Here is a 23,225-nt window from a genome sequence, read left to right as displayed (position 1 = left end):
AACTTTATTGCATCGCCGGGCGGCGCGCGCCCACCGTTGAAGAATGCATCTGGAGAACGAGGCTTCACCGACGCGGGCCGGAGGCAACATCACACTCCCCCGTGCTCACGTCATGGCGGTGATCGTCTGCTGGCTGTTCGTCGTGTTCGACGGCTACGACCTCATCGTCTACGGCAACGTCATATCGAGTCTCCAGGGCGAGTGGGGCATCAGCGCCTCCACCGCCGGTACCCTCGGAAGCCTGGCGTTCGTGGGCATGATGATCGGCGCGGTCCTCGCCGGCCGGCTCTCCGACGCGATCGGACGCAAGAACGCCGTCATCGGCTGCGTCGTCGTCCTCTCCGTCTTCACCGCCCTGTGCGCGGTGGCACCCGGGCCCGTGATCTTCGGTCTCCTGCGCCTCGTCGCCGGTATCGGACTCGGCGGACTCGTACCGACGTCGAACGCTCTTGCCGCCGAACTGGTGCCGGACAAGTGGCGCGCCGCGGTCGCGACGATGATGATGTCGGGCGTCCCGATCGGCGGCTCGATCGCCGCCCTCATCGGCATCCCGGTCATCCCCAACTGGGGCTGGCGCCCGATGTTCGCGTTCGCGCTGATCCCCCTGCTCGTCCTCGTCCCGCTGGCGATCAAGGTGCTGCCGAAGCACGCCGTCTCGAACGCTCATCCGGACAACTCCGCGGGCGGTTTCAAGGAACTGCTCGGCTCGCGTTTCCGCACCATCAGCATCATGTTCGCGGCCGTCACCGTCGTGACCCTGCTCGCCTGGTACGGCCTCGGCACCTGGCTGCCCAAGCTCATGCAGGGCGAGGGCACCGACCTCGGCAACGCCCTCACGTTCTCCCTGGCCCTGAACCTCGGCGCCGTCGCCGGTTCGTTCATCACCGCCTGGGGCGGCGTCCGCTGGGGTTCGGTCCCCACCAGCATCGTCGCCGCACTCATCGCGGGCGTCGCCCTGCTGACCCTGCTGCTCGACCCGCCGGTCGCCGCGGTCTACCTGATCTTCGTCCTCGCCGGTGTGGGCACCCACGGCACGCAGGCACTGATCATCGCCGCGGTCGCGTCCTACTATCCCGACCACCTGCGCGGTACCGCTCTCGGCTGGGCCCTCGGCGTCGGACGCATCGGTGCCGTCGCGGCCCCGCAGATCGGTGGCTGGCTGCTCGCCGCCGGCCTCGGTGCCCACTCGAACTTCGTCCTCTTCGGTGTCAGCGCCCTGATTTCGTCGCTGCTGCTGACGGTGATCTGGAAGAAGTTCCCCGCACGCCACGACTCGCTCCGCCCGGTCTCCGCTCACTGATCACACCGCGGCCGATCGCGCCGCGATCGATACGCGCTGACCGCGCCCCGTTCCCCTCTGCTTCACACGATCCGAAGGAGTGTCATGTCCGATCTGAAGGACGCTCGAGTTCTCATTGCCGGTGGCGGCATCGGCGGTGTCGCCAATGCCCTCGCTCTCGCGCAGAAGGGCGCCCAGGTCACGCTGTTCGAGCGTGCCCCCGAGTTCGGTGAGGTGGGCGCAGGACTCCAGATCGGCCCGCACGGCTCGCGCATCCTGCAGTCGCTCGGTGTCTACGACGAGGTCATCGCGAAGGGCGTGCTGCCCAAGAACCTCGTCTTCCGTGACGCCGTGACCGCGGAGATCCTCACGAAGGTCGATCTCGGACGCGACTACCAGCAGCACTACGGCGGTGTGTACTTCGTCGTGCACCGCTCGGATCTGCACTCGGTGCTCGTCGAGGCGGCCCGCAAGGCCGGAGCGGATCTGCGGACGAACTCCACGGTGACCGACGTGGTCACCGAGGGCGACACCGTGCGGGTGATCCTGGAGAACGGCGAGGAGCACGTCGGCGACGTCGCACTCGGCATGGACGGCCTGCACTCGCGCCTGCGTCCGAAGCTGTCCGACGACCAGCCCGTCGGCTCGGGTTACGTCGCCTTCCGCGGCACCTTCCCGATGAACGAGGTTCCGCTCGAGGAAGAGATCGAGGACGTCGTGGGCTACATCGGCCCGCGCTGCCACTTCATCCAGTACCCGCTGCGCCAGGGCGAGATGCTCAACCAGGTGGCGGTCTTCCAGTCCCCCGCATTCCTCCGCGGTGAGGAGAAGTGGGGCAGCCCCGAGGAACTCGCGCACGCCTACGACCACTGCCACGAGAGCGTGCAGAGCGCACTGAAGTACCTGTGGACCGATCGCTGGTGGCCGATGTTCGACCGCAACCCGATCGACAACTGGGTCGACGGCCGGATGATCCTGCTCGGCGACGCCGCGCACCCGCCGCTGCAGTACCTCGCCTCCGGTGCCGTCATGGCGCTCGAGGATGCGAAGTGCTTCGCCGACTACGCCGCCGAGGACCTGCAGGGCGACAGCGCGAACTGGCCGAAGATCCTGAAGGACGTCAACGCCGAACGCGCACCGCGCTGCAACCGCATCCTCACCACCGGACGCATGTGGGGCGACCTGTGGCACCTCGACGGTGCCGGTCGCGAGGCCCGCAACGAGCTGTTCCGCACCCGCGACACCTCGAGCTACAAGTACACGGACTGGCTCTGGGGCTACAGCTCCGACCGCAACCGCTGAGCACTGAGCACTGATCCCACAGCGGCGCTGAGCAATTCGTCCCGTTCCGGACAATGCCGTCCCCGATCCACCGATCGGGGGCGGCATTTGCCGTATATCCGAAGTGAATTCGGTCCCGACCGGTGTTCGTGACCTCGACCAACCCTCACTCGGGGGATTCGCCGACCGTTCCGGAACGACCCTGACGTCACAGCGGTGCGGCATATACTCGCCGGACTGCGGACGGACGTCACGATCCGCGGAGAACAGGGAGCGGCCCTTGAGTATTCGCAACCTTCGCGTCGCGGTGGTCGGTGGGGGCATCATCGGTGCCGCGACCGCCCGGCAACTCGCCCTCTCGGACGCCGACGTCACGCTGTTCGAGAAGGAGGACCGGCTCGCCGCGCATCAGACGGGGCACAACAGCGGCGTCGTCCACGCCGGCCTCTACTACACGCCCGGCAGCCTCAAGGCGCGGTTGTGCAGGCGCGGTGTGGAGTTGTTGCAGACGTTCACCACGGACAAGGGCCTGCCCTACGACGAGTGCGGCAAGGTCGTCGTCGCCCTCGACGACTCGGAACTCGGCCGGCTCGACGCGATCTTCTCGCGGGCCACGGCGAACGGGGTCCCCGGCATCAGGCGCATCGGTGCCGACGAGATCACCGCGATCGAACCGCACGCCGTCGGGATCGCAGCCCTGCACTCCCCGCACACGGCGATCATCGATTTCGTCGCCGTCACCCGCGCGCTCGCGGACGACGTCGTCGCCGCGGGTGGCACGGTGCGGACCGGTACCGCCGTGACGGCGATCCGCGAGGCGGGCGAGCAGGTCGTCGTCGACGTCCCGGGCGATCAACCGGCCTTCGATCTGGTGATCACGTGCGCGGGACTGCAGTCCGACCGTCTCGCCCACACCTCGGGCGACACCCGCGACCCGCGGATCGTCCCGTTCCTCGGCGACTACCTGCTGCTCGAACCGGACGCGGCGGCGAAGGTGCGCGGGTTGATCTATCCGGTGCCCGACCCCCGCTATCCGTTCCTCGGTGTGCATCTCACCCGCCGGATCGACGGTGAGGTGATGGTGGGACCGAACGCCTTCCTCTCCCCCGGCCGCGAGGCCTATCGCGGCGGGCGCGGATCGTGGCGCGATCTGCGTGACGCCGTCGCCTGGCCCGGTTTCTGGCGGTTCGCCGCCCACAACCTGCCCGCAGCGGGCCGGGAACTGCGCACGGCGAGCAGCACTCGACGGTTCGTCGCCGATGCGGCCGCGTACATGCCCGGGCTGACCGTCGACGACGTGCGGCCGGGTCCGCGCGGCATCCGCGCCCAGGCGATGAACTCCGACGGAGGTCTCGAGGACGACTTCGTCGTCACCGGGCACGGACGGGTCGTGCACCTGCGCAACGCCCCGTCACCCGGGGCCACCTCGTCGATGGCGATCGCGGAGTATCTCGTCGACCGCGCCCTCGAACGCATCGCCTGATCGGGTCACCCGGCGGCGGACGTCACGGTTCGCAGTGACCGGTTCCGGGCATGCTGCACGGAAACCACTTCATCGTCAGGAGGTCTCCATGGCACGAATCGCACTCATCGGAGGACACGGCAAGGTCGCGTTGCATCTCGAGCGGCTGCTGGCCGATGCCGGTCACGAGACCAGTGCGTTCATCCGCAATCCCGATCACGCCGACGATGTGCGCGCTGCCGGTGGCACGCCCGTCGTCGCCGACGTCGAGAAGATGGACATCGCCGAGATCACCGAGCTGCTGCGCGGCCACGACGCGGTGGTCTGGTCCGCGGGCGCGGGCGGAGGGAATCCCGAACGCACCTATGCGGTGGACCGCGACGCGGCGATCGCCTCGATGACCGCCGCGCAGGAGGCCGGGGTGCGCCGGTACGTGATGGTGTCGTACTTCGGGGCCCGCCCCGACCACGGCGTCCCCGAGGACAACAGCTTCTACGCCTATGCCGAGGCCAAGTCGGCCGCGGACGCCCATCTGCGGGGCACCGACCTCGACTGGACGATCCTCGGTCCGAGCGCACTGACCCTCGACCCGCCCACCGGCCGCATCGAGATCGAGGGGCACGGGGCGAGCGACAAGGGACAGGTCTCGCGCGCCGATGTCGCGGCCGTCGCCGCAGCGGTGCTCGAGCGGCCGGAGACGGTGGGCCGCACCATCGAGTTCAACAACGGTGACGTCCCGATCGACGAGGCACTCGACGCGCTGAGGTAGTTCCCCGCGCAGCAGTCCGCCCCCGGTAGCAGGGGGCAACCGGGGGCGGACATACGAGCGATGTGATCGCTCAGGCCTGCGGGGCGAGTTCCTCCACGCGCAGCGGCGAGGTGTCCGCGGCGGCCGCGATGGCCTCCTCGAACTGCCGGCGGTCGACCTGCGAGCCGAGCACCAGCGCGAGTCGCGCCAGGAAGCCCTCGCGGTCGTCCTCGGCGGCCTGGTCCAGGGCGGTCGACAGACCGAGCCAGACGTTCTCACGTCGTTGATCGTCCTCGGTGACCTGCTCGGCGGGCCGGGCCGGGAGTTCCGCACCGGCAGGAGCGGCACCGGAGCGCAGGGACGCCGCGACACCGTCCAGGTCGGCGACCGGCACACGGCACAGCAGCAGACCGTCGGGGCGGATCACGAAAGCCTCACCGGCCATCGCGCCGAGTGCCTCGACGAGATCGGGCGCGTCGAGGAGCGTCACACCGTCCACCTCTGCGCTGTCGACGGCCAGGGCCGCGACGCTCTCGGGGGCGAGCGCCTGCGCCAGGCTCGTTGCGGCGGTGGCGAGGGCGGCCGAGCCCGCTGCGTCGAGGCCGACCCCGAGCACGGCGAATCCGGTGCCGCGCGCGTCGTTCAGCGACGTCTCGCGACCGGCGATGCGGATCCGGCGATCCTCGACGGGATCGCCCGGGAGCACACCTTCGGTGCCGGGGGCGACCGACCAGGTCAGCGGCGACAGTCGGGCGTGCGTGGCGCTGGACTGACGCGGGTTGATCAGGTGCCCGAACTCGGGGCGTCCCACGGCGAGCGCGAGGATCGCGTCACGCGTGGTGCGGTAGCCGTGGCTGCCGGGGCTCATGATGAGCGTGGACTTGCCGGCGTTGGCGACGTTCTGCTCCCACGCGTTGTGGCGTTCGAACGAGTACGCCTTCAGCAGGGCGGGTTCGGCGTTGCCGTTCACGACCGCGGCGAGCTGCCACGCGAGGGTCTCGGCGTCCTCCATGCCCGAGTTGAGCCCGCGCACACCGAAGATCGGCACGAGATGGGCCGCGTCACCGGCGAAGAGGAGACGGTCGTGGGTGAACTCGTCGAGGGCGAGGGCGCGGGCGCTGTAGAAGCCCTTCCACTCGAGGGTCCACGGCAGGTCGTTCTGCAGCCAGTCGAGGTGCTTGGCGATGCGGGCGCGGATCGCCTCCTCCTGCGTCTCGATCTCGGCGTCCTCGGACGGGTCGAGCTGGTAGTCGATGCGCCAGATGTTGCCGGGCTGCTTGTGCATGATGATCGTCGAGCCGGGGTTGCTCGGCGGGTCGAACCAGACCATGCGCTCCGCGGGGAGATCGGACTCCCAGTGGATGTCGGCGATGACGTAGCGGCCCTCGTAGCTGGTGCCCTGCAGACGCAGGCCCGCGAGTTCGCGCATGCGGCTGCGGCCACCGTCGGCGGCGACGACCCAGCGTGCGCGCAGGTGCCGCTTGCCGGCGGCGGTGTCGACCTCGAGGGTGACCTCGTCCTCGCCGCGCAGGATCCCGGCGATCGGCGCCTGCCAGTGCAGGGTGATGAGGGGGTTCTGCTCGATGGTGTCGACCATGATCTGTTCGAACTCCGACTGGGAGACGTTGATCATGGGCGGACGGACGTCGAAGTCACGCTGCGGCATCTGGAAGTGCAGGACCTGCTGGTCGCGGTAGAAGCTGCGACCGCCGACCCACGGCAGCACGATCTTCTCGAGCTCCTCGCCGAAGCCGAGGCGCGCGGCGGCTTCGAGGCTGTGGCGGGAGATGCAGATGGCGCGCGAGCCGAAGGACACCTGATCGGCGGCCTCGAGGATGGTGACGGGCACACCGCGCTGGGCGAGTCCGAGGGCGACGGCCATGCCCACCGGTCCGGCACCGACCACGACGACGGGCAGCGTCTCGTCGGCGGGAGTCATCGACTCGAACTCCGACGCGGGGTACTTCGGCGGCTGGTAGTAGGTCGACATGGTCAGACACCTTCCTCGGGAGAACGGCGGGAGTCGGTGATGTTCGCGTATCCGGCGGACGGCACGCGCAGCAGCAGGATGCTCATGAAGCTGATCAGCGCGATCAGCACGAAGTAGCCGGTGATGGACATCGAGGTGCCCGTCGCGGCGAACAGGGAGGTCGCCACCATCGGTGCGAGACCGCCGCCGAGGATCGCGCCGATCTGGTAGCCGAGCGACGCACCGCTGTAACGGATCTTGGCGGGGAACAGTTCGGCGAACAGTGCCGACTGCGGACCGGCACAGCAGCCGAGGGTGAAGCCGAGGCCGACCATGGCGAGGAGCATGACCGGCAGGAGCGCCGTGTCCATCAGGGGGAAGAACAGGGCGGCCGCGACGACCAGGCCGGCCGAGGACCGGATGTAGACGGTGCGGCGTCCGACGAGATCGGAGCGCCAGGCCGCGAAGGCCATGCCGGCCATCCAGAACGGGCACGAGGCGATCAGCAGCGCGAGCATCGTGGTCTTGCTGAACCCGAGCGTGGCCTCGCCGTACTTGAGGACGTAGACCATGTAGGCGTAGGCGATGCCGTTGGTGGCGATGAAGGTGCCGCCGGCGAGCAGCACGGTCTTCCAGTGCTGGGTGAGCACCTCGAGGATCGGCAGCTTCTCCTCGGCCGCGGGGGCGTCCTTGGCGGCCTTGAACTCTGCGCTCTCCTCGAGACCGAGGCGGATCCACATGGCGACGAAGACGAGCACCGCCGAGGCGAGGAACGGGATGCGCCAGCCCCACGCGTTGAACGTCTCCTCGCTGAGGAAGGCGGTCAGCGGCAGGTACACGAGGTTCGCGATCAGCACACCGGCCGGCACACCGATCTGCGGTGCCGCGCCGTAGAGGCCGCGCTTGCCTGCGGGGGCGTTCTCGGTGGCGACGAGCACCGCTCCGCCCCACTCACCGCCGACGCCGAGGCCCTGGATGAACCGCAGGGCGACGAGCAGGATCGGTGCCGCGACGCCGATGGCCGCGTAGTTCGGGAGCACGCCGATCGCCACGGTCGCGAAGCCCATGAGCAGCAGCGAGACGACGAGCATGGACTTGCGGCCGATGCGGTCGCCGAAGTGGCCCATCACGACGCCGCCGATCGGGCGGGCGATGAAGCCGACCGCGAGCGTGGCGAAGGCGGCCAGAGTTCCGGCGACCTCGGACGAGCCGGGGAAGAACTGCGGGCCGAGCACGAGTGCCGCGGCGGTGCCGTAGATGAAGAAGTCGTACCACTCGATGGCGGTACCGACGAAGCTGCCGAGCGCGGCTTTGCGTGCGGCTCTTGCCGACGTCTGCGGCGTCGAGTCAAGGACTGTCATGTTCAGTGCCCTCTCCGGCGGTCGATCCGAGGCATCCGATTAACGAGCGTTCGGATGCAGTGGGACCAATCATGAGAGCGGTCACATCGTTTGCAAAGCGCACAAAGTCGGTGAATATCCCCGGAAATTCCGTGAATAGGGACGTTCGGCCACGTCAGAGTGCCTGCGAGGTCCTCGCGACGTCGACGACGAAGTCCGTGAAAGTTTGGGCAACACGGCTCGGAAGGGCGTCCTTGCGCCACGCGAGCACGACCGGCACCGGTTCCGGAGTCGGGTCGACGACGGGCAGCAGGACGAGTTTCCGGCCCTCGTAGGTGACGTCGACGGCGGGTCGCTGCACGAGCAGGGTCCACCCCAGTCCGCGCCCCACGAACGATCGTGCCGTCTCGAAGGTCTGCGTCCGGTACGCGATGGACGGGGTGAAGCCGGCCTCCGCGCACACCCGCAGAGCGTGCCCCGAACTCGGCGGGGCGTCGAGGAGCACCATGGGCTCGTCGGCGAGATCGCGCAGGCGTACCTGCGAGGCTCCCGCGAGCGGATGATCGGCCGAGACGAGCACCATCGGCTCGCGCACGTCGAGGGTGACCGTCTCGAGTCCCGGTTCGAGATCGAGGTCGTAGAGGAAGGCCACGTCGAGCTCGTGCGAGTCGAGCAACATCCGCAGACGGTTCTGGGTGTCCTCGCGGAAGTCGACGTCGGCGCGCGGATGGGCGCGGGTGAACTCGGCGATGAGGGCGGGCAACAACGTCGGCGCGAGGGAGAGGTAACACCCCACCGCCACCGGACCGACGATGTCGCCCGCCTCCGACCGCGCATCGCTCTCGAGTTCGCTCGCGTGGTGCAACAGCATCTTCGCCCGCTCGAGCACCGCGTGACCGGTCGGTGTGAGCTTGACGCCCCGGGCACGTTGCCGGACGAGGAGTTTGACGGCGAGGGCCTTCTCCAGGTCGGTGATCGCGGACGAGAGCGCCGAGTGGGACATGTGCATCGCGTCGGCGGCCGCGGTGATGGTGCCCCACTCGGCGACGGCGACGAACGCCGCGAGCTGCCTCATCGTGTACGTGGGCACCGCGTCCGTCCTGGGCATGGTCCTACCGTAGTCCCGCGTGGAGAGCGCTCACATGAACCGGAACAGCGGCGGGATCGCGACGACCGCCAGTGCCGCCCAACCGCAGTAGACGGGCAGGTACCGCATCTGCCACCGCTCGACCGCCGCGAAGCCGGTGCGACCCCGCAGGAACGAGATGCCGAGCCACGCCGCCCACACCAGATTCACCAGGAGGACGAGGTTCAGGCCGAGCGCGGTGACCTTGTTCGCGGTGAAACCGAACTCGGCGATGCGGGTCGCCATCGCGGTGAGCATCAGCAGGTCGACGGCGAGCGCGGCGGCGATCAGCACGACCTGCAGCAGATCGAAGACGTCCGGTGCGGCGTGCGGGTCGCGGGCGGAGATCGAGTAGAGCAGGAGCCCGAGGACGAGCACGAGGATCAGGTCCATGAGGATCAGCAGGCCCCGATCGACGTCGAGGACGCTGTGGGACGCGATCACCGCGACGAACAGCGCGACCAGCATGAGGATCGTGACGGGTGTGAACACCCGGGTGAGAACGGGAGCGATGTTCTCCACGACCTGCTGTTTCGCCTCGACGAGCCAGGCCGCGACGACGAGCGCTCCGGCCGGCCCGAACGGGAGGATCCACTGTTCGAAGAACGGTTCGATGTCGATTCCCAGGGCACTGAAGGCACCCGCGGTCAGTCCCATGAGCACGCCGCCGCCGAGCGCGAGCAGCGCCAGGTACACGGCGCACTCCCCCGTGAAACGCACGAAGTCCATGCGACGACGGTGGGATCGCCACTGCCCCGCGACGTAGGCGGCTCCGACGACGAACCACAGGGCCACAGGGGCGTGGATCGCCGCGATGATCTCGGTGGCGCCGCCCGGTTCGAACGGGAAGACATCGAGCACGATCGCCGCGAGGACGAACGGAACAGCAAGGAGCGCACTGCTCTTCGGGCTCATCTCCCGCTTCCACGCGAAGTACAGTGCGAGGAAGGGCAGCACGAGCACGGCGGCGTTGCGCACCAGCGCGGTCTCGGGGAGCCATTCGAATCCGGCCCGGACGGCCAGACCGGCACCGAGCGCGCAGGCGAGGACGACCGCGAGTTCCCTACGGCGCCGAGGGGTTCCGGATTCCTCATCGCGGCCACCACCGGAGAGGACGAGCTGCTTCCACAGCCGGTCCGAGTGTTCCTGGGCGAACTCGCGGGAGATCTCGTCGAGACCGCCCATCCGGCCGACCGCGACGAGGAATGCCTCGTCGGCCGACAGTCCGACCGACACGAGATCCGAGATCTGTTCCCGCAGATGATCTTCCATCTCGTCGATGTCCGAGGACGAGATGACCCGATGGTCGGCGACGTAGCTGCGCCAGCCGGCGATCCGGTCCTCGAGATGCGCGTCGAGTGTCATCACGACCACCCCGGCGCGACGGCGGGAGGCAACTGGGCCGACTGCCACACCTGATGCAGCGCCTCGGCGACGACCGTCCACTGCGCCGCCCGTTCGGCGAGGACCTCGCGGCCCGCATCGGTGATGGCGTAGTGCTTGCGACGGCGGCCGTTGTCGGCCACACGCCAGGCGGCGGACACGTGCCCCGCCCGCTCGAGACGGTGCAGGAGGGGATAGAGCATCCCGTCGGTCCACTGCATCCGGCCCTGTGACAGCTCGTTGACGCGCTTGATGATCGCGTACCCGTACGACTCGCCCTCGGCGAGGATGCCGAGCACGAGCGGGGTGGCGGACGCGGCCACCAGATCCTTCTCGATGAACATGTCGTCCTCATACCTAGAAGTTCTATGGATAACGGTGACCCTAGCAGATCTAGGTATGAGGACCGAGCGCTCTCCGCGAAGCGGTGCGAAAGCGTCTACTGCCGGTCGTCGGATCCGGCGGTTGCGGAATCGGCAGATCCCGAAGCGGAAGATTCCGAAGCGTCGGAGCGACTCCACGTCTCCGTCACCCGCGCCCGCCCGCGTTCGAACACGTCGCCGAGGACTCCCCCGACCGCCTTGAGCGGGCTGCTCATCGAGTCCAGGGCCTCGGCGATCACCGGGTCCTCGTCGTCGAGCCAACCCGCCTCGTCGGCGCGGCACGCCCACCGGAAGTCGTCGAAGTCCTGACGCAGACCCGCGAGCACCTTCGTCGTCCGTCCCGACGACAGGCGGCGGACGACCTCGATCGGGGTGCCCTCCGCGAACCGGGCGAGCGCGGCACGGGCGCGGCGCAGCAGTTCGGCGTCCTGCGTGAAGTGGTCGGCCAGGACCTGACGGGCAGAGGCCAGCGCGTCGCGCAGTTCGTCGTCGGGCGTGCGCGCCAGATGCACGCGATGCCACAGGAACAGGCAGTCCTCGACGATCACGAGCAACTGCAGCGTCTCCCCCAGCGCCTCCTCCACCGCGACCTTCTGCAGCAGTTCGACGTGCTCGCCCACCGCCGCGTCGAGTCCGAGATCGTCGAGCGACGACGAGACGTGCCCGCGCAGCCGCGTCACCGTCCGGGCGAGGACCTCCCCGAGGTCGGCGATCGCCTGCCAGTCCCGGTCGGGCAGACCGCCCGTGTGGTCGACGATCGATGCCGCCCTGGTCAGAGCATTGTGGGTCGCGACGATGTCGCCGGCCGGCTCTGCACCGGCCAGGTCGAGCACGCGGTCGACGGTTCCGGGCGCCGCGTCGTCGCCTTCGAGACGCACGACGGCGGCCTCCACCGACGCGACTGCTCCCCGCAACGCTTCGAGGACCGCGTCGGGGGCGGTGGGGACTGCAGCGGTGGGTTTCGACGTGTCGGCCATTCCCCAATCGTGCTACGTCGGAGGGCCGGATGCATCACGTCTTCCGGGTCGGTTCGGGACGCGGACCCACTTCCCGCTCGGTTCGGGACGCGGACCCATTTCCCGCTCAGTTCGGGACGCGGACCCAGGCTTGTTCGAGCAAAGCCACCACTTCGGTCTCCCTGCGGGCCCGGTAGGCCGACAGGATTCGGCGTGGGCGCGACTCCCCGTCGAGGCCGAGAGCGGACGCCAGCGCCGACGCGATCCGTTCCTCGGGGACGGTCTCCGGTTCGGTGTGGCCGATGAGCGAGAGCGCCTTGCGCAGCGGTTCGGCGTTGTCGGCGACGGTGCGCAGCGGCAGGACGTCGAACCGGCCGTCGGTGCGGACCTCGAGCAGCAGCTCGTTGTCCTCCTCCACCCCGACGTCCTCGAGGAACCGGCGGATCGACGACAGACGCGGCACCGGTCCCGTCCAGCGCAGGGTCTGCCCGCCCAGACGGGACGGGAGCACCACGTGCCCACCCGGCGCACACCCGGCGATCGCCGCGACGGCGGACGGAACCGTGAACTCGGCTCCCCGCAGATGGTCGCGGGTCGCGGGGATCCGCAGGCGCCAGGCCTCGCCCAACCGGTAGAGGCGGCGCGTGCGCTCGGGCACGGCGATCGGGACGTGCGCGCGGTGACGACGCCGGACACGGCCGTCGACGACCTCGAAATCTCCTCCGGCCGTGAACGTCCGGGCGGAATCCTCGGAGATGCCGAATCGGTCGACGAGTGCGGCGACCACCATGTCGCGATCGGCACTCCCGCCGCGGGAATCGACCAGCCGTGCGATGCGCGTGCGGATGGCGGTGACCACGTCGACGTCCCACTCGGCCAGCGCCCAGCGTTCACCGTCGGACGTGAAGCGCTCGTCGTCGGCGAGTTCGGAGACGAGGGTGTGGACGTCGGCGTTGACCCCCATGCGCGCGACGAGCGTGTCGGCGGTCAGCGGGTCGCCGAGCACCTCGAGGACCTGAGCGGCGCGACCGGCGAGTCCGTCCGGCGGGGACAGCAGACGGCCTTCGAAGGTCGTCGTCCCGCAGTACCAGGTCCACGCCTCGAACTCGTCATCGGGAAGCGACCACACGGCCTTCACCGCGGCAGGCTCGACCACACCGTTCGGCGATTCGAACTCCGAGAGCAGTCCGCGGGTCTGTTTCTCGGCGTCGGGCAGGTCCGGTACCGCGATCCACCCGTCCGCGACCTCGAAACGGTCGTCGAGGCGGTGCAGCACCCGCCACAGGGGCACGTCGAAACCCGGGACGGTCCGGCCCAGCACCGGATGGGTGCGCACCGTCCGGTCGAAGGCCGCCACCGGCCGCACGTAGACGCGCAATGCCGCGAGCAGGTCGCCGACCGCCGTGCCGAACGGGAAGGTGGACGGCGCGGCCGGGTCGGCGACGCCGTCGTGGACGCGGCGGCGCAGGGCCGTGCGTTCCGCCTCGGGCAAGCCCTTCAGGTAGTCGGTGAGTTCGGCGATCGGATCGGCCGGCGCCGCCACCGGCAGGTCGCGGGCGGTGAGTGCCCGCAACCGGGCCGCGGCGTCCTGGATCTCCTCCGGCGCCCCGTCGTCGATCACGGCCTGCAGGAGAGGAGCATCGTCGCGGCCGCACACGCGACTCCACCGCGCCAGCGCCGCCAGATCGTCGAGGAGCAGCGCCGCGGCGGGCACCCGCGCGGCACGCGGATCGGCTTCGAGGGTGGCCGGTTCGCGGAGCACCGTCGCGACGAGCGCGGCGCAGACGATCTCCTCCACCGCGTCGCGGTCGGCGCCGCGGATCCCGAGCAGATCAGCCGGACTGCGACTGAACAACTCGGCGGTGGTGGGTGCGTGCGGAAGGCGCGCGACGAGGGTCGCGGCGGCCGGACCGAGATCGAGTGCGGCCACGGGCACTTCGTCCTCACGCAGCAGACCGTCCGCGAAGCGTAGCTCCGGGTGGTCGGTGACGTAGATGTGGGCGAGTTCGGCGCACAGCTCGGGGATCTCGGTGTGCTCGCAGGTCTCGGCGGGCGACTCGGTCTCCCACCAGCGGGGCGACGACACGAGCGCCCCGAGGGCGGCGGTGCGGGCCGATCCGTAGCGGCCGATCCACGGCATCAGATCCACCCAGCGACGACTGTCGAGTTCGTCCGACGACAAGGCACGAGACCACAGCGACACTGACCGATGCTCCTCTTCCACGCCCGGCGGAGGCCGCGGGCCCCCTCTCCGGCGTCGACGCCGCGCTCGTGCAGCGCGTCCACGCGAGGCGTCCTCGACCCGGACGCCGGTTCTCACCCTACAGTCCGAACGCCCTGTTTCCCGTCAGGTGAGCGCGATGTCGGAGTCGGAGTCGTCACGCGCCTCCGGACGCAGCCGCAGCAGGACGAGTCCCGTCACCGACGCGACGATGAGCGAGGCCACCAGCCCGTTCACGTGCAGCGCCCACACGGCGATCACCGCCCCGGCCAGTCCCCCCAGCAGAGCGATCCAGAGCAGTACTTTTCCCAGGACCGAAGCCATTTCCCCGCACCTTCCGGCAATTCACGATCAGAACGGTGAGGATAGTGTCATCTGTCACAGTTCCCGCGAAAGTCCATCGGTGTGTCGACGGATCGTGCCCCCACGGTGACCGGGGCATACTGGTGCGGTTCGAGACGGTGGGGTCGGCAGGAACACGACGGGGAGGCGCAAACAGTGATGGGACCGACGAGTGACCGAGCACGCACGGACGTGATCCTGCGGGACGTGACGCTGCGCGACGGACTGCAACTGACCGGCAAACTGCTTCCCACCGAACGCAAGGTGGAGATCGTCCGGGCGCTGCTCGCAGCGGGCGTGCCCGAACTCGAGATCGGGTCCCTGGCACGCGCCGACCTCGTGCCGCCGATGGCGAACACCCTCGACCTCGTGGCGGCGCTGACCGAGGCGGAACTCGACCGCTGCTGGATCTGGGTCGCCACCCCGCGCCACGTCGAGAAGGCGATCGCGGCCGGTGCCCGACGGTTCCAGTACTGCTTCTCGGTCTCCGACGCCCACAATCGCGCCAACATCGGCCGCGACACCGAGGACAGCATCGCCGCGATGCCGGCGGCGATCGAACGCGCCCACGCCGCCGGCGGCAGCATCCAGTTGTGCCTGGCCACGTCGTTCACGTGCCCGTTCGACGGGCCGGTCGACCCCGACCGGGTCGTGGAGATCGCGTGCGACCCGCGCACGGACGGAGCGGCCGACATCGTCGTCGCCGACACCCTGGGTCAGGCCGTGCCCGGCCAGGTGTCGTCGCTGGTCGCGAGGCTGGCCGCCGAATCCCCCGACCGGCGGATCGTCTACCACGGTCACGACACGTGGGGTCTCGGTGTCGCCAACAGCCTCGCCGCGATCGACGCCGGGGCGACCGTCGTCGACGGCGCACTCGCCGGCCTGGGCGGATGTCCGTTCGCACCGGGCGCGAGCGGCAACACCGCGAGCGAGGACCTGCTGTTCGCGACCCGTCCGTCGTGGTTGGATCCGGAGGTCTTCGGCTCCCTGGTCCGCCTCGGCGAGGACATCGTCGCCGAACTGGACGAACCGAACCGGTCGCGTGCCCGGCAGGGTGCCCGCTCCGAGGCCGAGGCCTTCGACTGGGTGCTCCGGTGACCCGCATCCTGATCGCCCCCGACAGCTTCAAGGGCACCTACACCGCCGTCGAGGTCGCCGACGCGATCGCTTCCGGGGCGGAGAGCGCCGGACACACCGCGATCCGGATGCCCGTCGCGGACGGTGGCGAGGGCACCCTCGACGCGCTCGCCGGGCCGCTCGGTCTCGCCCGGATCGAGGTCGAGGCCGTGAACCCGTGGCGGGCACCGTGCCGTGGGCTGCTGGGGATGTCGGCGGACGGCACTGCGGTCGTCGAACTCGCGACGGCGAGCGGCATCACCACCCCGCACGACGGTCCGCGCGACGCCGTCACCGCCGACACCTACGGCACCGGGATGGTCATGGCCGAAGCCGTCCGGCGTGGAGCACGGCACATCGTCGTCGCGGCCGGTGGATCGGCGACGACCGACGGTGGTGCGGGTGCGATCGCCGCGATCGACGAGCGGGGTGGCCTCGGCGACGCCCGCGTGACCGTGCTGTCCGACGTGACGACCCGCTACACCGATGCGGCACGGATCTTCGGGCCGCAGAAGGGCGCCGACGCGGCGGCCGTCGCGCTGCTCACTCGCCGCCTCGAGGAGACGGCACTGACGCTCCCCCGCGACCCGCGGGAGGTCGACGGCACCGGAGCGGCCGGTGGTTTCTCCGGTGGGATGTGGTCGCGGTTCGGCGCCGAACTGCGGTCGGGCGCCGACTTCGTGCTCGACGCAGTGGGATTCGACGACGCCGTGCGCTCCGCCGATCTCGTGGTGGTCGGCGAGGGGCGGCTCGACGGCCAGTCGCGGGCGGGCAAGATCGTCTCGGCGATCCTCGCGCGCTGCGGCGACGTTCCGGTGGTCGCGGTGGTCGGTTCGGTCGGCGACGACCTCGGCGACTACCGCGAGCGGTTCGCCGACGTCGTCGTCGCATCCGATGCGGAGGCGCTGACGCGCGCCGGTCGGGCACTGCGCGCCTGAGGGATGCGCCTTTCGGCACAGCGTGCCTGAGAGGCGCGCCCGATCACCGGTCGCTCACGGCGCGGTGGGAGGCACGCTGCCGCAGGGGATCTCGGTGGGTGTCTCGGGCGTCGGCACCGGGTCGACCGGATCGGACGCGTGGGCCGGCCACGATGCCGGTCGCGCCTCGGAGCACGGGTCGGCGACGGGTGTGCGGTCGGGCGACGGCACCGGAGACGGCGGGGGCGCCACGGCGGTCTGCAGACCGGGCGCGGAGCGTTCCGCCTGCACACCGCTGCTCACCGCGACGGCCAGTCCCCCACCCAGCAGGGCGACGAGCGCGACGAGCGTGGCCAGCAGGACGGTGCCGCGACGACGGTTCGTGGGCGCGGCGACGACCGTCGGGGCACGGCGGGCGGATGCGACGAGTGCGGCACCGGTCGCGCGGTGCCAGGGCACTCCGTGCGGAGTCACGAAGGGAACACCGAGGACGGTGGCGAGTTCCCGTGCCGGACGGGCGTCGCCGGGACGCAGATCGAGGAAGACCACGGCGTCGGGCGAGGTTCCGGCGCGGGCGACCGCTTCGTCCATCGCCTCGGGCAGGGACTGTGTGTAGGGACCGAACTCGTCGCCGTCGGGGCTGACCGTGGACAGCACCGTGCGCGAGGGGACGTCGACCATCGATGCGGATTCGACGCCGTAGGTGCGGGTGTGCAGGGCCAGGATCGGCAGTTCTGCGAGTTCCGGTGCGCCGGCGAGGAAGGCCAGTCGCGCTTCGTCGAGCAGGACCGTGTCGACGTCGATGCCGAGCACGGCTCGTACGGCCTCGGTGACCGGTTCGGCGTCGTCGTCGTTCTCGGGTCCGGTCACCACCGCGGCCGCGGACAGTGTCAGCGACGCCGCGGCGGCGCGTTCCGCCATGGTGGAGGCGGCAGCGGCGGCGGCCTCGGCCGGTGTGTCCCCGGGTGTGCCGAAGCCTCGCTGGGAGTCGAACGGACCGAGACTCGGCACGTCGGCGTCGACGAGGACCGCGCACACTTCACCGTCGTCGACGGAGATGCCGAGCATCGGGCGCATCTGTTCGTCCCTCCACGGCTGCAAGCACGAATCACGACGGCCCGAGCGGCCGTCGCTCGGACGAGCCTAACCGACATCTGCGGCTACTCCCGGTAACAACCGACGGTGAGTCCGACGGTGGCGGCGACGTAACTGCCGAAGGTGATGTACGAGCCGTCGGCGGCGAACATCCGGATGGCGAAACCGGTGTCCGGGGGCAGCACATGACGACCGTGGAAGCCAGCCCGCGCGGCGGTGTCCTCGAAGACCCTGGCGGCGCGGTCGAGTTCGTCGACCGGTACCGGCCGGTCCGATCCGTGGATCGGAAGGTGCACCGTCAGGCCCGAGGTGCCGTCGGGCAGCATGCATCCCGCGGTGGTGCTCGCGTACTTCGGTTCGAATCGGACGCCGGGGAACTCGGCGGACAGCGCGGTGAGGACGTCGCGCTGCACGGCGGTGTAGAACTCGACCGCGCCCGCGCTGGTCGTGGCGACCGGTTCGGGCATCGCGACCGGTGTCACCGTGGTGGTGCACGCGGCGAGCAGTGATGCCGGCAGGACGACGCACGCCCCGAGCCGGGAACTCCACGCAGAGGTCACGGCGTACTCCGTTCTGCGGTGCCCGCGACGACACCGGCGATGTGGTGGGAACTCGACGTTCCGGGGATGAGATACGAACTGTGGCCGGTGATGCCCGCGAGCGGGGTGCCGGCGGCGGTGGTGCCTGGACCGGCCGGAAGATGTGTCAGGCCGTCGAGGAAGCTCGGGTCGCCACCGAAGGTTCCGACGTCGGCGACGATGTCGCACTCGGCTTCGACGAGATAGGCGGAGCCGGGTGGGATCCGCAGGTCGGTCACGTCGCCGGTCCCGATTCCCGGAGCTCCGACGAACACCGCGGCGTCGGCCGCGCCGGTCTCCCTCAGCGCCAGTCCGGAGACGACGGCCCCGTAGGAATGCCCGACCGTGGTGATATGCGGGTCGTCGGGGCGCGAGGCCGCGACGCCGTCGAGGAAGTCGACGAGACGAGGCGCAGCGATCCGGGCGGCGAGGTCGGAGACCGGGCTGCGCTCGGTGAACGCGAGACCCCATCCCCACTGGGGCGCCTGGTAGTCCAGCCAGGTGACCGCAGCGACGGAGGGATCGCCGTCGGTGTGGTCGGTGAGGTGGAGCCGAGCGGCATCGCGCAGTGCCGCGACCTGGGCGTCGTAGCCTTGGAGGTTGCCCTGCACGGTCGAGCCGGCGCCGGGGACGAAGACGGCCAGGTGGTCGGCGGTGTCGACGTTCCCGACGGCCACGGCCGCCATCGCTTCGCGCCCGGACAGGTCGAGGGCGATCAGTTGCCGGTCGCCGTGGGCGAGGGTCGCGTCGATCGCGTCGAGGGCTTCGATCTTCCGCTCCGTCTGTTCGAGTCCCGCGTCGGCGTCGGTGAACAGTCCGGTGATACCGAGACGGTCGATCACGGTGCCACCGAGGAACATCGCGTCGAGCTCGGCCCGCAGTTGCGTCGCGACGGATTCGAGGCGGCGGCGTTCGTCGGCGAGCAGAGCACGATTGGCGGCATCGCGAGCCGCGGCGGGTATTCCGTCGAGAGCGCCGATCCGTTCGGGGTGTTCGGCGACCAGCGCGGTGCGTGCCGCCTCGTCGAGCCCGTTCCACCATTGCGCGACCTGCACGGGGCCGGCCGCAGGATCCGGCAGGGTCGGCAGCGTCGTCGATTCGGACCGCGGAATCGCGGTGTGGAGGAGATCCTGTTCGCCGAGAACCGGTGCCGGAAAATCCGATTCGGATCCCAGCCGAGCGGCGGCCTCACGGTCGAGTCCATCGGCGCGGACGAGCAGCGATCGCAGCGACGCTGCAAGCAGTTCGTCGGTCTCGAGTGTGAAACCTCGTGCAGCAGCCCTGGTCTGCAACTCGTGCAGTTCGGCATGCAGTGCCCGAAGTCGCGGCACCACGAATCGCGCGCACGCGGACACGCGCCGATACTCCTCTGCCTGTGCCGCGAGATCCCGCTCGTACGAGGAGAATGCGGACGTCGCTGCGTCGTGCGCCGCGCCGCTCCAGGCGTCGCCGAAGGACGCCGACCGCACGACATCGCCGGCCACGGCGTCGACGGCGTCGGCGCATGCCGCGAGCTCGGTCGCCGTGCGCTCGAGCGCTTCCGGATCCCACCCCGCCAGATCGTCCACCCGCACACCACCACCCCCTGCCGCGGAAGCATAAGGGGCACCGACGACGACCGGCCCGCGGATCGCTCCGCGGGCCGGTCGCTGTGGACAACTCCACTGCCTGTGGACAACTCGTGTCCACAGGCACTTTCTGCCTACATGTCGCTGATCGCCTCGAGCGGCGGGGTCTTCGCCGCACGCTGGCCCGGCCACAGCGCCGCGAGGACACCGATGATGCCGGACGCCACGAGCATGCCGACGACCTGCGACCACGGCACCGAGATGATGTCGAGTCCCTGATCGGCGAGGGTACGCACGAACGCCCAGCCGAACGCGAGACCGAGCACGACACCCACGACCGCACCGAACACCGCGATGAGCAGCGACTCGAGGTAGATCGTGCGACGCACCTGGGCGCGCTGCATACCGACCGCGCGGAGCATGCCGATCTCCCGCCGCCTTTCCACCACCGACAGCGCCAGGGTGTTGACGATGCCGAGGATGGCGATGACCACGGCGAGGGCGAGCAGGCCGTAGAGGATCGCGAGGAGCATGTCGATCTGCTGCGCCTGCTGTCCCTTGAACTGCTCACGGTCGAGGACCTGCACGATCACGTAGTCCTTGACCGCCTCTTCGATCGACGCGCGCACGGTCTCCGGATCGGCACCGTCGACGGTGTTCATGAGAACCACGAGCGCCGACCGGTTGTTCGGCGGCGTGAACTGCTCGAACAGTTGCTGCGAGACGACCCACGGACCGATCAGCTGGTTGTCGGCGAAGATGCCGGCGACCGTGGTGTCGACGGTGTCGCCGTCGCGGCTGGTGAGCGGAACGGTGGAGCCCACCTCCCAGCCGTGGTCGTCCGCCGAGGTCTGCGAGACGAGGATCTCGTCCCCGGTCACCTCGAAGGCGCCCGCGACCATGTCCAGGTCGAGAACGTCCTGGAGGGGTCCGCCGGCTCCGGTGCCGAATTCGAAGTCCTCGTCGATCTTGGCCTGGACACCGTAGGCGGGCACGACCTCCTCGATGCCGTCCACCCCGCGGACCGCCTCGGCGGCGGGGGCCGGGACGCCGAACATCTGCGGCCCGGTGAGCATGAAGTCCGCTTCGACACCGTTGTCGACGAGGGCGTCGACACTGGCCTTCGCCGACGACCCGAACACACCGATGACGGAGACGAGCATCAGGCCCAGGGTGAGGGCGAAGGCGGTCGCGGCGGTGCGACGCGGATTGCGGGTCGCGTTGGTGCGCGCGAGCCGGCCGATCGCCCCGAAGGGCCGGGCGAAGACCGCACCGAGCGCGTTCACGACGGGCCGGGACAACGCCGGCGCCGCGAACAGCACCGACAGGATCAGCAGGAAGGCACCGATACCGACCGTCGCAGCCGCGCCGCCACCGACCTGCTGTGCGCCCACCACGACGAGCGCCGCACCGACGATCGCGCAGAGCACACCGATGATCGTGCGGATGCGCAGCGATTCGACGGTCGCCGTGGACTCCTCGCGCATCGCGGCGACGGGCGGAACGTGGGTGGCGCGCCGCGCCGGGGCGTACGCGCTGATCATCGTCACGACCACGCCGACGAGCAGCGCGACGATCACGGTGCGCGGGGACAACTGCAGCGGGCCCGACGGCAGTCCGAGATCCGCGGCGTTCAGTGCCGCGCGCAGACCGTAGGCGAGCGCGACGCCCGCGGCGATACCGATGATGCTGCCGATCAGACCGACGACGAAGGCCTCGAGGGTGACCGACCGGCCGACCTGCTTGCGGCTCGCCCCGATCGCACGGAGCAGGGCCAGTTCGCGCAGTCGCTGGGCGACGATCATCGAGAAGGTGTTGTAGATGATGAACGTGCCGACGAGCAGTGCGATCGCGCCGAACGCGAGCAGGAAGTAGTTGAGGAAGTTCAGGGCCTCGGCGACCTGCGATTTGGTCTCCTCGGTGACCTCGGCTCCGGTCTGTACCTTCAGGTCGGGCAGCGCCGCCGCGATCTCGTCGCGCAGCTGCTCGGGCGAGAGCGAACCGTCGCCCGCGACGTCGAGGAAGCCGACGTGCCGGCCGTCGGTGAACAGCTGGGAGGCCTGTTCCTCGGTGAACAACGCACCGATGTAGCCGCCGGTGTCGGTCTCGAGTTCGTAGATGCCGCTGACGGTCACCGGCACCATGCCCTGCGAGATGGTGAGCACGGTCGTGCTGTCGCCGATCGCGAGATCGCCGCGTTCGGCCGCACTCTCGTTGAGCGCGATCTGCCCGGTCTCCGCCGGCGGTCCGCCTGCCACGAAGGTCTCCGGCTCGCCGACGAGACGGTCGGGCGGGATGTAGGCGTAACCCTCGGCGGGTGCGCCTCCGGTCTGGATCGCGGCACCCTCGGAGTCGAGGACGATGATGCCGCCACCGATCGACGGGGACGTGCGCTCGACGCCGGGGAGGGCGGCGACCTGGTCGACGGCCTCGATCGGGACACCGCTGGTGCCGTACTGCTCGGTGCTGACGCGGACGTCGACGCCCTGGGCGACGTCGCCGAAGATGTCGTCGAAGGTGCGCTGCAGGGTGTCGGTGAAGACGAACGAACCGGTGATGAAGGCCGTGCCGAGCACCACGGAGAGCACGGTCAGGGCGAGCCGCACCTTGTGCGCGGCGAGGTTGCGCAGGGCAACCCTGCGGATGGGATTCCCACTCATCGCAGTGTCTCCTATTCCGCCACGGGAGCCGCGGAGGCGGGATCGAACTGCTTCATCCTGTCGAGCACTCGTTCGGCCGTCGGTTCGCGCATCTCGTCGACGATGCGTCCGTCGGCGAGGAACACCACGCGGTCGGCGTAGCCGGCGGCACGCGGATCGTGGGTGACGATCACGACGGTCTGGTCGAACTCGTCGACGGCTGCCCGCAGGATGGACAGCACCTCACCGGAGGAGCGGGAGTCGAGATTGCCGGTCGGCTCGTCGCCGAAGATGATCTCGGGCCGGCCCGCGAGGGCACGCGCGCACGCGACACGCTGCTGCTGGCCACCGGACAGTTCGCCGGGACGGTGTCCGAGACGGTCGGTGAGACCGAGACGGGTGACGACGGTGTCGAGCCATTCCTGATCGACCTTGCGGCCCGCGATGTCCACCGGGAGGGTGATGTTCTCGAGGGCGGTGAGGGTGGGGACGAGGTTGAACGCCTGGAAGACGAAGCCGATGCGGTCGCGCCGCAGCTGGGTCATCCCCTTGTCGGACAGGGTCGTCAGATCGGTGTCGCCGATGAAGACCGCTCCGGAGGTCGCGCTGTCGAGACCTGCGAGGCAGTGCATGAGGGTCGACTTGCCCGATCCGGAGGGACCCATGATCGCGGTGAACTCACCGGCGGCGAAATCCGCGGTCACACCGTCGAGGGCGTGAACCGCGGTTTCTCCGGTTCCGTAGATCTTCTTCAGGTCCTGGGCGCGGGCTGCTGGGGCCGAGTGCAGTGGCATGCACCTATCTTCCCGGTGCCGGGACCAC

19 protein-coding genes are annotated in these 23,225 nt (G+C 69.9%); 6 read left to right on the top strand and 13 right to left on the bottom strand.

Features of this window, described 5'->3' with window-relative positions; all coding sequences use genetic code 11:
• The first annotated feature begins 112 nt into the window (after positions 1 to 112).
• From CKW34_RS07080 to CKW34_RS07065, 4 genes are all read left to right on the top strand, one after another.
• On the top strand, positions 113 to 1,300 hold the full coding sequence (locus CKW34_RS07080) for an MFS transporter (protein ID WP_095092080.1): 1,188 nt from the start codon (positions 113 to 115) through the stop codon (positions 1,298 to 1,300).
• An 84-nt stretch (positions 1,301 to 1,384) separates the two neighbouring features.
• Positions 1,385 to 2,581: an FAD-dependent monooxygenase gene (locus tag CKW34_RS07075; protein WP_059382917.1), complete on the top strand. Its 1,197-nt coding sequence runs from the start codon at positions 1,385 to 1,387 to the stop codon at positions 2,579 to 2,581.
• A 265-nt stretch (positions 2,582 to 2,846) separates the two neighbouring features.
• The gene (gene lhgO, locus CKW34_RS07070; RefSeq protein ID WP_059383049.1) at positions 2,847 to 4,043 is read left to right on the top strand and encodes an L-2-hydroxyglutarate oxidase; all 1,197 of its coding nucleotides are present in this window, start codon (positions 2,847 to 2,849) and stop codon (positions 4,041 to 4,043) included.
• An 88-nt stretch (positions 4,044 to 4,131) separates the two neighbouring features.
• On the top strand, positions 4,132 to 4,791 hold the full coding sequence (locus CKW34_RS07065; protein WP_059382918.1) for an SDR family oxidoreductase: 660 nt from the start codon (positions 4,132 to 4,134) through the stop codon (positions 4,789 to 4,791).
• A 70-nt stretch (positions 4,792 to 4,861) separates the two neighbouring features.
• On the opposite strand, the gene CKW34_RS07060 is transcribed toward CKW34_RS07065, so the two are convergent.
• The 8 genes from CKW34_RS07060 to CKW34_RS07025 all read right to left on the bottom strand — a co-directional run bounded on the left by CKW34_RS07060 (position 4,862) and on the right by CKW34_RS07025 (position 14,472).
• Positions 4,862 to 6,760 (bottom strand): FAD-dependent monooxygenase, encoded by a 1,899-nt coding sequence (locus tag CKW34_RS07060; RefSeq protein ID WP_059382919.1) that lies wholly within the window; start codon positions 6,758 to 6,760, stop codon positions 4,862 to 4,864.
• Between the two features lie 2 nt (positions 6,761 to 6,762).
• Positions 6,763 to 8,100 (bottom strand): MFS transporter, encoded by a 1,338-nt coding sequence (locus CKW34_RS07055; RefSeq protein WP_059382920.1) that lies wholly within the window; start codon positions 8,098 to 8,100, stop codon positions 6,763 to 6,765.
• Positions 8,101 to 8,254: 154 nt separating this feature from the next.
• A complete protein-coding gene (locus tag CKW34_RS07050; RefSeq protein WP_026061793.1) occupies positions 8,255 to 9,187 on the bottom strand; it encodes a LysR family transcriptional regulator in 933 nt (310 codons plus the stop codon).
• Between the two features lie 30 nt (positions 9,188 to 9,217).
• Entirely contained in the window at positions 9,218 to 10,570 is a 1,353-nt protein-coding gene (locus tag CKW34_RS07045) for a permease prefix domain 1-containing protein (protein ID WP_059383050.1), read from the bottom strand.
• Positions 10,570 to 10,932, bottom strand: a complete 363-nt coding sequence (locus CKW34_RS07040; protein ID WP_016691962.1) for a PadR family transcriptional regulator — start codon at positions 10,930 to 10,932, stop codon at positions 10,570 to 10,572. The genes CKW34_RS07045 and CKW34_RS07040 overlap by 1 nt, the downstream gene beginning before the upstream one ends.
• Positions 10,933 to 11,027: 95 nt before the next feature.
• On the bottom strand, positions 11,028 to 11,948 hold the full coding sequence (locus tag CKW34_RS07035; RefSeq protein WP_059382921.1) for a hypothetical protein: 921 nt from the start codon (positions 11,946 to 11,948) through the stop codon (positions 11,028 to 11,030).
• 106 nt (positions 11,949 to 12,054) lie between these two features.
• Positions 12,055 to 14,130 carry a hypothetical protein gene (locus tag CKW34_RS07030; RefSeq protein ID WP_059382922.1) on the bottom strand — a complete coding sequence of 692 codons (2,076 nt, stop codon included), beginning with the start codon at positions 14,128 to 14,130 and terminating at the stop codon, positions 12,055 to 12,057.
• Positions 14,131 to 14,274: 144 nt separating this feature from the next.
• The gene (locus tag CKW34_RS07025) at positions 14,275 to 14,472 is read right to left on the bottom strand and encodes a hypothetical protein (RefSeq protein ID WP_059382923.1); all 198 of its coding nucleotides are present in this window, start codon (positions 14,470 to 14,472) and stop codon (positions 14,275 to 14,277) included.
• A gap of 177 nt (positions 14,473 to 14,649) precedes the next feature.
• Here CKW34_RS07025 and CKW34_RS07020 point away from each other — a divergent pair, with 177 nt between their 5' ends.
• Both CKW34_RS07020 and CKW34_RS07015 read left to right on the top strand, forming a co-directional pair.
• Positions 14,650 to 15,588, top strand: a complete 939-nt coding sequence (locus tag CKW34_RS07020) for a beta/alpha barrel domain-containing protein (RefSeq protein WP_197700693.1) — start codon at positions 14,650 to 14,652, stop codon at positions 15,586 to 15,588.
• The gene (locus tag CKW34_RS07015; RefSeq protein ID WP_059382924.1) at positions 15,585 to 16,544 is read left to right on the top strand and encodes a glycerate kinase; all 960 of its coding nucleotides are present in this window, start codon (positions 15,585 to 15,587) and stop codon (positions 16,542 to 16,544) included. Before CKW34_RS07020 ends, CKW34_RS07015 begins: the two co-directional genes overlap by 4 nt.
• Positions 16,545 to 16,598: 54 nt before the next feature.
• Here the strand turns inward: CKW34_RS07015 and CKW34_RS07010 are convergent, their stop codons facing one another.
• From CKW34_RS07010 to CKW34_RS06990, 5 genes are all read right to left on the bottom strand, one after another.
• A complete protein-coding gene (locus CKW34_RS07010; protein WP_059382925.1) occupies positions 16,599 to 17,600 on the bottom strand; it encodes a hypothetical protein in 1,002 nt (333 codons plus the stop codon).
• Between the two features lie 83 nt (positions 17,601 to 17,683).
• Positions 17,684 to 18,178 carry an LppA family lipoprotein gene (locus CKW34_RS07005; RefSeq protein WP_059382926.1) on the bottom strand — a complete coding sequence of 165 codons (495 nt, stop codon included), beginning with the start codon at positions 18,176 to 18,178 and terminating at the stop codon, positions 17,684 to 17,686.
• On the bottom strand, positions 18,175 to 19,764 hold the full coding sequence (locus CKW34_RS07000) for an alpha/beta hydrolase (protein WP_226949784.1): 1,590 nt from the start codon (positions 19,762 to 19,764) through the stop codon (positions 18,175 to 18,177). The genes CKW34_RS07005 and CKW34_RS07000 overlap by 4 nt, the downstream gene beginning before the upstream one ends.
• Positions 19,765 to 19,898: 134 nt before the next feature.
• Positions 19,899 to 22,424 carry an ABC transporter permease gene (locus tag CKW34_RS06995; protein WP_059382928.1) on the bottom strand — a complete coding sequence of 842 codons (2,526 nt, stop codon included), beginning with the start codon at positions 22,422 to 22,424 and terminating at the stop codon, positions 19,899 to 19,901.
• Between the two features lie 11 nt (positions 22,425 to 22,435).
• On the bottom strand, positions 22,436 to 23,197 hold the full coding sequence (locus CKW34_RS06990) for an ABC transporter ATP-binding protein (RefSeq protein WP_026061094.1): 762 nt from the start codon (positions 23,195 to 23,197) through the stop codon (positions 22,436 to 22,438).
• Between the last annotated feature and the right edge of the window lie 28 nt (positions 23,198 to 23,225).

Origin of the sequence: Rhodococcus rhodochrous (genome assembly GCF_900187265.1) — a bacterium.
GTDB lineage: Bacteria > Actinomycetota > Actinomycetes > Mycobacteriales > Mycobacteriaceae > Rhodococcus > Rhodococcus rhodochrous.
This window is presented reverse-complemented; position numbering and strand designations above follow the sequence as displayed.

Coding starts and splice junctions, on each gene's coding strand:
- CKW34_RS07010 (WP_059382925.1), bottom strand. CDS start 17,600: ATGCGCCCGATGCTCGGCATCTCCGTCGACGACGGTGAAGTGTGCGCG.
- CKW34_RS07055 (WP_059382920.1), bottom strand. CDS start 8,100: ATGACAGTCCTTGACTCGACGCCGCAGACGTCGGCAAGAGCCGCACGC.
- CKW34_RS07060 (WP_059382919.1), bottom strand. CDS start 6,760: ATGTCGACCTACTACCAGCCGCCGAAGTACCCCGCGTCGGAGTTCGAG.
- CKW34_RS07035 (WP_059382921.1), bottom strand. CDS start 11,948: ATGGCCGACACGTCGAAACCCACCGCTGCAGTCCCCACCGCCCCCGAC.
- CKW34_RS07040 (WP_016691962.1), bottom strand. CDS start 10,932: ATGTTCATCGAGAAGGATCTGGTGGCCGCGTCCGCCACCCCGCTCGTG.
- CKW34_RS07020 (WP_197700693.1), top strand. CDS start 14,650: ATGGGACCGACGAGTGACCGAGCACGCACGGACGTGATCCTGCGGGAC.
- CKW34_RS07050 (WP_026061793.1), bottom strand. CDS start 9,187: ATGCCCAGGACGGACGCGGTGCCCACGTACACGATGAGGCAGCTCGCG.
- CKW34_RS07080 (WP_095092080.1), top strand. CDS start 113: ATGGCGGTGATCGTCTGCTGGCTGTTCGTCGTGTTCGACGGCTACGAC.
- CKW34_RS07045 (WP_059383050.1), bottom strand. CDS start 10,570: ATGACACTCGACGCGCATCTCGAGGACCGGATCGCCGGCTGGCGCAGC.
- CKW34_RS07025 (WP_059382923.1), bottom strand. CDS start 14,472: ATGGCTTCGGTCCTGGGAAAAGTACTGCTCTGGATCGCTCTGCTGGGG.
- CKW34_RS07065 (WP_059382918.1), top strand. CDS start 4,132: ATGGCACGAATCGCACTCATCGGAGGACACGGCAAGGTCGCGTTGCAT.
- CKW34_RS06995 (WP_059382928.1), bottom strand. CDS start 22,424: ATGAGTGGGAATCCCATCCGCAGGGTTGCCCTGCGCAACCTCGCCGCG.
- CKW34_RS07075 (WP_059382917.1), top strand. CDS start 1,385: ATGTCCGATCTGAAGGACGCTCGAGTTCTCATTGCCGGTGGCGGCATC.
- CKW34_RS06990 (WP_026061094.1), bottom strand. CDS start 23,197: ATGCCACTGCACTCGGCCCCAGCAGCCCGCGCCCAGGACCTGAAGAAG.